The sequence below is a fragment of the Verrucomicrobiota bacterium genome (genome assembly GCA_027622555.1).
Taxonomy (GTDB): domain Bacteria; phylum Verrucomicrobiota; class Verrucomicrobiia; order Opitutales; family UBA2995; genus UBA2995.
In genome coordinates this window covers 23,015-32,234 of sequence record JAQBYJ010000066.1, presented here as the reverse complement: position 1 = coordinate 32,234, position 9,220 = coordinate 23,015, and the positions used below count along the sequence as shown (strand labels likewise).

6 protein-coding genes and 1 CRISPR repeat array are annotated in these 9,220 nt (G+C 48.0%); of the genes, 3 read left to right on the top strand and 3 right to left on the bottom strand.

The features are described from left to right. Position 1 precedes the first annotated feature (1 nt). Positions 2-604: a CRISPR direct-repeat array (repeat unit 35 nt; unit sequence CCAACTCCCTCATTCCGCCGACAGGCACTGGTGAC). A gap of 12 nt (positions 605-616) precedes the next feature. Further along, positions 617-1,087 (top strand): hypothetical protein, encoded by a 471-nt coding sequence (locus tag O3C43_16345; GenBank protein MDA1068061.1) that lies wholly within the window; start codon positions 617-619, stop codon positions 1,085-1,087. Positions 1,088-1,116: 29 nt separating this feature from the next. Here O3C43_16345 and O3C43_16340 read toward each other — a convergent pair whose 3' ends face one another. After that, positions 1,117-2,340: a peptidylprolyl isomerase gene (locus tag O3C43_16340; protein ID MDA1068060.1), complete on the bottom strand. Its 1,224-nt coding sequence runs from the start codon at positions 2,338-2,340 to the stop codon at positions 1,117-1,119. Between the two features lie 247 nt (positions 2,341-2,587). Between O3C43_16340 and O3C43_16335 the strand changes: the two genes are divergently transcribed. After that, a complete protein-coding gene (locus O3C43_16335) occupies positions 2,588-5,758 on the top strand; it encodes an amidohydrolase family protein (protein ID MDA1068059.1) in 3,171 nt (1,056 codons plus the stop codon). Beyond that, the gene (locus tag O3C43_16330) at positions 5,755-7,086 is read left to right on the top strand and encodes an amidohydrolase family protein (protein ID MDA1068058.1); all 1,332 of its coding nucleotides are present in this window, start codon (positions 5,755-5,757) and stop codon (positions 7,084-7,086) included. The genes O3C43_16335 and O3C43_16330 overlap by 4 nt, the downstream gene beginning before the upstream one ends. Positions 7,087-7,147: 61 nt before the next feature. Here the strand turns inward: O3C43_16330 and O3C43_16325 are convergent, their stop codons facing one another. Next, complete coding sequence (locus O3C43_16325) at positions 7,148-7,588, bottom strand: universal stress protein (GenBank protein MDA1068057.1); 441 nt, start codon at positions 7,586-7,588, stop codon at positions 7,148-7,150. 108 nt (positions 7,589-7,696) lie between these two features. Next, a complete protein-coding gene (gene nhaC / locus O3C43_16320) occupies positions 7,697-9,100 on the bottom strand; it encodes a Na+/H+ antiporter NhaC (GenBank protein ID MDA1068056.1) in 1,404 nt (467 codons plus the stop codon). Between the last annotated feature and the right edge of the window lie 120 nt (positions 9,101-9,220).

The window sequence follows — 9,220 nt, the reverse complement described above, 5'->3', positions numbered from 1 at the left end:
CCCAACTCCCTCATTCCGCCGACAGGCACTGGTGACTCGGGAAAAAGCTGGTATACATCAGCTAAACGCCCCAACTCCCTCATTCCGCCGACAGGCACTGGTGACGGAATGGGATTCGATCACATCCATCATTTCCGGAGTTAACCCCAACTCCCTCATTCCGCCGACAGGCACTGGTGACTGCCATTGTATGGCAACTTGAGCTCCTTGGCAACCCCAACTCCCTCATTCCGCCGACAGGCACTGGTGACGCATTTGTAGGGTGGTTATGTGGTGTTCTTTTATCCCCAACTCCCTCATTCCGCCGACAGGCACTGGTGACTTCAGTTCTACTTCTGTACGGTTAGTGTTTACCCCAACTCCCTCATTCCGCCGACAGGCACTGGTGACCTCCTGCGTCCCATCCAATGTTGGCTAAACGTACCCCAACTCCCTCATTCCGCCGACAGGCACTGGTGACGTTTTCAAGTCCATGACTTCAATCTCATATGCTGCCCCAACTCCCTCATTCCGCCGACAGGCACTGGTGACTCATAAGCTAATTCGTCACCACCACGGCCAAGGAGCCCCAACTCCCTCATTCCGCCGACAGGCACTGGTGACTAGTTCTGTGATAATGATTTTTCCGCCCATCCATCCGTTGACCGGGATGACCGAGTTCACCGTTGAAGTAATTTTTCGTCCGGATGCAGGTGGCCCAGCAGAGCAACGATTTTTCCACATGAAAGTTGGTGATACGGAAGAACGAGTAATGTTCGAAACCAGATTAGTTGAGGGAAACCAATGGTTTATGGACGCATTCATGCAAACCGGTGAACAGAACAACACGATGTATGCGGTAGGTGACACTCATGAGATCGGACCGTGGTATCATGCCGCGATCGTGATGGATGGTAAGATATTTAAACATTATGTGAACGGTCGAATGGAGCTTGGTAAAGAAGTTGATTTCAAACCTCAAGGTCCTGGTCGCACTTCTCTGGGAGTACGCATCAACAACGTTTTCTGGTTTAAAGGTGCCATTCGAAAAGTGCGGATTACTCCCAGGGCGATAAAGCCCGGCGATTTCCTGACTGCAGAAGATTGATTGCTGAGCTCTTCTGAAATATACGACCGCTAATCCGAAATAGAGAAATCTCCGAAGAAATCAACCGGAGCATCAATGGAAGTATCAAACCAGTAACCGGTCCAGCTTCCTGACGTTTCGTTGTGAAATTTCAGGTCGACGTTCAGCTGAACAAACCCTTCCAAAACTAGTAGAATGCTCCCGAAATCATTCTCCTGAATCCAGATATAATCTTCAATACTGGCCGACATAGAGCCATTCAAAGTGAAAGTCCCCAACGAACTGCCATTATTCTCAGGTGTGCGCTCAGCTGTAATGTTCAGCTTCATCAGCTCTCCTGAAGATCGGAAATTCAAAGTGATTTGCTTTCCAACAACACCGTCGGGAACATAGCCATGGTTGATTTGATAGGCATTAAAAAACTGTTTGTCCTTACCTGAAATTAACGAGCTTAAATCTATAAACGCATTTTCTGTTGGAAGCTCCATGTTCATTATGGAGGAAATAGAGATCCATTCCTCCAAATCCTCCGAACGAGAGCTTTCGTACTCATGAAATCTTTCCTGGGGAAACTGTAAGGAAAAGCTTTCTCCCTCTCTTGCCATGGTCGTTTGAATATGATCCAGAATGGGCAATCCGTAGTTGGCTTCAGAGAATGCCTGTGCCTCCGCCCCTATGGCGGTGATTACCACTTTCTCGGTAACCAAATCTTTTATGGGTTTAGCATAGGTGCTCTCGGGGAAATCAAGAGGCACATCGGTGACTATGGAGGTTATCACGTCGATGTCTTCCGGTAACACCGCGCCAAAAACCGCATGCTTCCCATCTAAAAAGGGCGAGTCTTCGATAGTGATGAAAAATTGGCTTCCGTTAGAATTAGGTCCGGAATTGACCATGGATAACACTCCGCGAGCACCGTGAAACAGGTCAGGGTGAAACTCGTCCGGGAACGTGTAGCCGGGACCGCCGATTCCCTCACCATTGGGAGAACCACCCTGAATCACAAAAGTCCGATCAATACGGTGAAACGCAATGCCGTCATAAAAAGGAACTCCTTTTTTAACCGTTCTTCCGACAGGATCGACCCATCCCAGGGTCCCTTTCGCCAGACTCACAAAATTGGCAACAGTCATTGGGGCTTTTTGGTATTCCAGCTTGCAAGTAAACTCACCAAAAGGATCGCCCCCATGGGTGATTGTAAAGGTGGCATAAAGACCGGGATCGGTTGGCACCGTGGCTTCTATTCCGGGCAGGGCCCAAAATAATAGTAGCACAAGGAGTGATCGGTTGATTCGTCTTAAACACATGAAGGGCGCAAAAGAAATGGTTACATTCCATTTGGTCAACAAAGTAACTAAGGAACTGGTCTGGAATTTGACAGAACAAATGTGAAGGGATTTTAACTCCATTTCCTATTTCTTCTTTTAAATTGCCCGGAGAATAACTCAGACTAATTATGGCTTCTCTTATTTCACCTGGGTAGCCCCTGAAATTCTCCAAACTCTTTTCCAATTCCATCTCATGCATCGATTTCTATTAAGTTTCCTCATACTAATCTCCCTTATTCCAGCTCTACTCGTAGGAGAAACTGAAACGACGCCCGTGAAGGGGCTTCACACAAATACCCCACGAGTACACGCACTCATCAATGGCACGGCGGTAACCGCTCCTGGAAAAATAATAGAATCCGCGACCATTGTGGTTCGCGATGGCTTGATCGAATCGGTGGGCACTGACATAAAAGTTCCTTCGGATGCCCGTGTCTGGGACATAACTGGAAAAACTGTCTACGCCGGATTTATAGATGCCTACTCAAACTACGGGATGCCTCCAGGCCTCAAAAAGTTTCGCTCCGGAGGTGAGGATACTGAGGGTCCGGCACCTAAAAGACCATCCACACCCGATGGAACAGGAGCCATATCGTGGAATCCACTCATCACGCCGGAGAGGGATGCCGTCGATTATTTCAATGCAAATAAAAAGGAAGCAGACGGTTTTAACGACGCCGGTTTCTCGACCGTCGCCACCTACCCAGCTCGTGGGATATACCGTGGACAAGGGCTCTTGATCCATACCGATAAGAAATCAATTCAAGAGTCTACTGTCAGCACGAATACGGCCCACCACATCGCCTTTGATCTCTGGCAGGACTCGCGGACGGAGCGTCCCAATGATGGTGACACTTACCCCGCCTCACTTATGGGGAGCGTTGCTCTTGTCCGACAAACCTTGCACGATGCCAATTGGTACGGCGAAATTACAAAAGCTCATCACAATAATCCAAACAAGCTGGAGCAACCCGATGCGAACGCCGCTTTGGCTGCACTTCAACCATTGATCAGTCAGAAACAATGGGCACTCTTTGAGACGCAAGACGAGTTGGCATATCAACGCATTCAAGCAGTCGCAGAGGAATTTGATCTCGAATACGCAATGCTCGGAAATGGATATGAGTACCGGCGCACTGAGATCCTTAAAGGCTTGGGAAAAACAATCATACTCCCCTTGTCATTTCCTCAAACTCCTCATGTGGAAAGAGCGGACAAATCAATGGGTGTTTCGCTTGAACAGTTACAACATTGGGAAATGGCAGCTTCAAATGCAGCCTTCCTTAAAGAAGCGGGGGTCCCTTTTTGTTTTACCTCCCATTTTAACTCAGGGCCTAACAACAATCTGTGGAATGCAATTCGAGAGACGGTAAAGCGAGGTCTCAATCCTGACACGGCCTTGGCCGCTATCACAACTAATCCGGCGAAGCTCTATGATGTAGATGATCAGTTGGGCACAATTGAAGTAGGTAAGATCGCCAACCTAACTGTAACCACTGGAGATTTATTCCAGGATGAAAAGACGGTTGTATCTGAATTATGGATCCAAGGTAATTACATAGAAAGAAAGCCCGCGGGTGAAAAGGACCTGGAAGGTATATGGACCTTTGATTGGACTGGCGTAAGTGGGTTCGATACCGGGGAGATAAAAGGCAGCGGCAATAAATTTACGCTCAAAGCAGGAAAAACATCCATTCCATTTACCATTCAGGGAAATGAATTCATTCTACTTGCTTCCCAGGAACTATTGGGAGAACAAGACGGCGAAGGTTGGGTCCGCCTACAGGCTTATATCAGGGGAAATACGTTATCAGGTAGTGGCCAATTACCAGATGGGGAATTCGTAACCTGGACTGCAACCCGCACGAAATCTCTCGAAGACGAGAAGAAGGAAGACAAGGAGAAGGCGCCTGAAATTCCGGAACTGGTTTTCAATCGCTACCCTGCAGGGATTTATGGAGTCGAATCTCTCAATAGGCCGGAGACAGTTCTTATTCAAAATGCGACCGTCTGGACCAGTGGCCCGGATGGAGTCCTGGAGAATACGGACCTATTGATTATTGACGGAAAAATTGCAGAAATTGGCACGAATCTAAAAATTCCCCGAGGCGCTGAAGTCATCGATGCGGAAGGGAAGCATGTGACACCTGGCCTGATAGATTGCCATTCCCATGTTGGTGGCACGGGCGGCCTTAACGAAGGCGGCTCGGCAATCTCCGTGGAGGTTCGGATCGGGGACGTTCTTAACCCAGCCGATATTAATATTTTTCGTCAGCTAGGGGGAGGGCTTACAACCGCAAATATTTTACACGGCTCAGCCAATCCCATGGGTGGTCAAAGCCAGGTAATCAAGATGCGCTGGGGACAAGACGCGGAGGGTATCAAATTCGAAGGTGCCCGGCCCAGCGTGAAATTTGCCTTAGGCGAGAATGTAAAACGCAGCCGAGACGAAAACTCCAGTCGCTATCCTAACAGCCGCTTAGGTGTTGAACAATTCTTCGTGAGTTATTTCAGGGCGGCAGAAGACTATGAACGGAAGCGGAATGATTTCAGTTCCGGAAAATCAATCACTCCAACCAGAGTCGATTTACGAATGGCAGCCACGCTGGAGATACTTCGCCGAGAACGTATTATTCACATCCATTCCTACAGACAGGATGAAATACTTATGTTTGCCCGCCTGGCCAAGAAACTGAATCTGGAAGTAGGCACATTTCAACATATACTCGAAGGATATAAAGTCGCCGATGCGCTCGCTGATATTAACGCAGGGGCATCCACTTTCTCCGATTGGTGGGGCTACAAATTCGAGGTCATAGACGCTATTCCCTACAACGGAAAAATTCTTCATGACCAGGGTGTAGTGACCTCGTTTAATTCGGACGATGTCTACGCTGCGGAGCTGGCAACTCGCCTGAATACAGAAGCAGCAAAGGCTGTTAAATACGGAGGAATCTCAGAGGAAGAAGCATTCAAATTCGTCACTCTCAATCCTGCCATTCAACTTCGTATAGATGATCGAGTCGGTTCCCTTGAAAAAGGGAAAGACGGGGACTTTGTTATTTGGAGCGATCATCCTCTATCAACTTTTGCACATGCGGAACAAACCTGGATAGAAGGCATAAAATATTTCGACAAAGAAACTGCCCAAAATCAATTCGAGGCAGATAGTCGGGAACGCAATAGATTGGTTCAGAAAGCATTAGGCAAACGACTTAAGGAGCTAAATATGGGTTCCAAAAACGGACCTCCAGATAAGGATCCCCCTGATGATCCCAAACCCGAAGAAACGCATAATTGGATATACCATGACGGCACCCATCAATACAGCTGCGCCGCAGAAGAGGAAGGAGTCCACCTATGAGACATTTTAAACCACACCCGTTTCTGATTCTAGTTGTACTCGCCATCACAACCCACATCTCTCACGGACATGATATGATTCCGGGAGCAAAACAAGACTCCCCCATCCTATTAAAGAACGGAACTATCCATACCATAACCGGTGCGACCCTTGTCGGCGGTGACCTTCTCTTTGAAAACGGAAAGATCACTGCAGTCACCCAGTCCATTATTCCTCCGGAGGGAAGCACCGTGATCGATCTTACCGGGAAGCACATATACCCTGGATTAATTTCCGCCATTTCTTCCATAGGTCTCATCGAGATCAATTCAGTAAGCGCGACCATCGATCTTGGCGAAGGAGGAGAACTGAACCCCAGCCTCCGCCCCGAGGTAGCGGTCAATCCAGACAGTGAGGTCATTCCGGTTACTCGAGCAAACGGAGTATTGTTCGCCCACCTTAACCCATCAAATCGCCGAGGCGGATTGATAGCCGGGCAAACTGCACTGCTCAACCTGGACGGATGGACGACGGAAGATTTGACGTTCAGGTCTCCCATCGGCATGAAAATTACCTGGCCCCCGGATCCCCAGGTCAGAGGATTTGAAATCGATCCAAGTTCAGTAGATGACCAAAAAAAAGCAGAGGAAAACTACGCCAAAAAAATCAAGGAGCTGGAACAAGCATTTGCTGATGCACGGGCATTCTGGAAAGCCAAAAACCAGGGTAATAAAACACTCGACGTGGATCTTCGCTGGGAGGCATTCGAGCCGGTGGTAAAAAAAGCAATACCGGTACTTGTTAATGCCAATTCTGTTCGACAAATCCGCGACGCTGTCAATTGGGCTCAACAAGAGGACCTTGACTTAGTTCTCGTGGGAGGAGCCGATGCCTGGCGAGTTGCGGAGTTTTTAGGAGAAAACCATATACCGGTCATTATCGGTAACGTGAATGGCCCCATCCGCCGTCGTTCAGAATCTTACGATACTCCATTCAAGAATTCAGCAACACTTCATAAAGCAGGTGTAACATTTGCCATTGCCTATAACGGGGGCCCACATAACGAACGAAACCTACCCTATGAAGCAGGCAGAGCGGTCGCCTTCGGGCTGCCAAGAGAGGAAGCCATCAAAGCTATCACCATATATCCTGCTGAAATTCTCGGAGTGGCGGATCGACTGGGTTCACTCGAAGTGGGAAAAGATGCGTCCCTGATAGTCACGAACGGAGATCCGTTGGATATTCGTTCCATTGTGGAATTGGCATTTATTGAAGGTCGTTCAGTTGAACTCTCAAGCAGACATACGCAACTCTATGAGAAGTACCAAATAAGGTACCCACAGGATTGACGAACTCTACATCAAGCAGTTAGTGCCGCGTATGACTGACAAGAGAGCTTAAATAAATCTCTTAGGACCGCTTGGAAGGAACCACCAGGACAGGTACTTTTGACCTGCGCAGCAGCGCTTGAGTTACACTGCCAGCGATAATGTTAAACACCGCGCCATGACCGTGTGAACCCATAACAACCATGTCGATGTTGTTCTCTTCAATCTCTTTCATTAAAGAATCCACGATCGGTCCTTCAGGTAAGTCAGACTCGGCGAACACACCACGCTCCCGCAGCCCATTCACAATATCATCGAGTTGTTTTTGCTCAGCTTCCAGAATCTTTTCACGGAATTCCACATCAGGCACAACTCCGACGCCATACCCCACAAAAGCAGGAGTAACGGCAGCCGCATGCACAACTCGAATAACAGCATCAGAAGAAACAGCTTGTTCAAATGCCGCCTCAACTACTGCTTCAGTTACATCGGAGAAATCTACTGGTACTAATATGTTTTTCATGATTCCCAATAGTACAAGTATTTGCCACCTAATGCAAAATTTCCAACAAAGGATTAGCCGAACTTCAGAGCTAAATTAAGTTTCTTAATGTACCTTTCGAAACCAGGTTCATTGGTCTGGTTTCGAGGGACCGTCTCTTTTTTCCATGGTCCATCCAGTGAAACCATAAATCACCGAAATAATCGGATTAATAAGATTCAAAAATGCGTAGGGCAGATAGGCCAGAGGATTGACCAAGAGAAATGCCATCATAGTTGCGCCACAGGTATTCCAAGGAATAAGGGGCGAACTAAGCGTCCCCGCATCCTCGAGACAACGTGATAAATTTTTAGCGGCCAGACCTGAATCTTCAAACGCTCCTTTGTACATGCGTCCAGGAACAATAATGGAGAGGTATTGATCCGGGGCCAAAACATTCATCCCTAAACAGGTCAGCACCGTAGTCACAACAAGCCGACCTGTGGTGGTTGCGAACTTTAGAATATAATTGGAAATCGTGGTAAGCATTCCGGCGCCTTCCATGATACCGCCATAGGCCATCGCGCAAAGAATAAGGGAAATAGTCCACATCATGCTATCAATGCCTCCGCGAGTCAGAAGCTCGTCTATTTGCGTCACACCGGTTTCTGAGACATAACCACCTTGCATGACCGAAAAAATAGTCCCGACAGGAATGCCTTGTGTGATCACACCCAGGATACCGCCAGCAAAACCGCCAGCCAACAATACTGGTAATGCGGGGACACGCAAAAAAATGAGCGTTAAAACCAAACCAGGGGCGAGAAGCAGCCAGGGAGTCAAATTAAACAGCGAATCCAAGGTCTGGCTCAGTGACGCCACCGATTCAATACTGGCTGCCTCACCCGAAACCCTTGCTCCCAGGATAGCGTATAAAATCAGGGCGATGGTCATACTTGGAACGGTCGTAAACAGCATATGTTTAATATGCTCAAATAACTCCGCACCTGCCACGGCTGGCGCAAGATTGGTGGTATCGGATAAAGGCGATAGTTTATCACCAAAATAGGCCCCCGAAACAATCGCACCAGCGACCATCGGCAACGGAAGCCCTAAGGCCTGCCCAATGCCGATTAAAGCAACGCCGACCGTACCGGCAGTAGACCACGAACTTCCGGTAGCAAATGAAACAACCGAACAGATTAAACAAGTAGCAACCAGGAAGAAACCGGGAGAAAGTATTTTTAGCCCATAAAATATCATTAATGGAACAATCCCACTGGCGACCCAGGTCCCGATCAGAATACCGATGGCAATAAGAATAAGAATGGCCGGCATCGAAATCGAGATACTGGAAACGATGCTGCTTTGTAAGTCTTTCCAACCAAAACCTGCTCTACTACCAATGAAAGCTGCCACCACCGCCGCAAGAATGAGCGGGATATGTGGATCCGTCCCAAACACAAAGATCCCGATGAAAAGGAACAGGATTAGACACAGTACAGGAACCAGTGCGATTCCGAGACCAGGCGAGTAGTTTTTTTCTAAAGACATGGGAGACGACTAACACAACGGATGGATGGTCGTTTGTCGAGTATCAGACCACCGTTTCGATTCGGTAAATTGAAGGATAGGTTTTGACGCGTTCTCAATACTTCCACTGACTTATGTTTT

What these genes read in the sequence shown, in the direction of transcription:
- nhaC (MDA1068056.1), bottom strand. Translation starts at nt 9,100, where the DNA reads ATGTCTTTAGAAAAAAACTACTCGCCTGGTCTCGGAATCGCACTGGTT.
- O3C43_16335 (MDA1068059.1), top strand. Translation starts at nt 2,588, where the DNA reads ATGCATCGATTTCTATTAAGTTTCCTCATACTAATCTCCCTTATTCCA.
- O3C43_16330 (MDA1068058.1), top strand. Translation starts at nt 5,755, where the DNA reads ATGAGACATTTTAAACCACACCCGTTTCTGATTCTAGTTGTACTCGCC.
- O3C43_16325 (MDA1068057.1), bottom strand. Translation starts at nt 7,588, where the DNA reads ATGAAAAACATATTAGTACCAGTAGATTTCTCCGATGTAACTGAAGCA.
- O3C43_16345 (MDA1068061.1), top strand. Translation starts at nt 617, where the DNA reads ATGATTTTTCCGCCCATCCATCCGTTGACCGGGATGACCGAGTTCACC.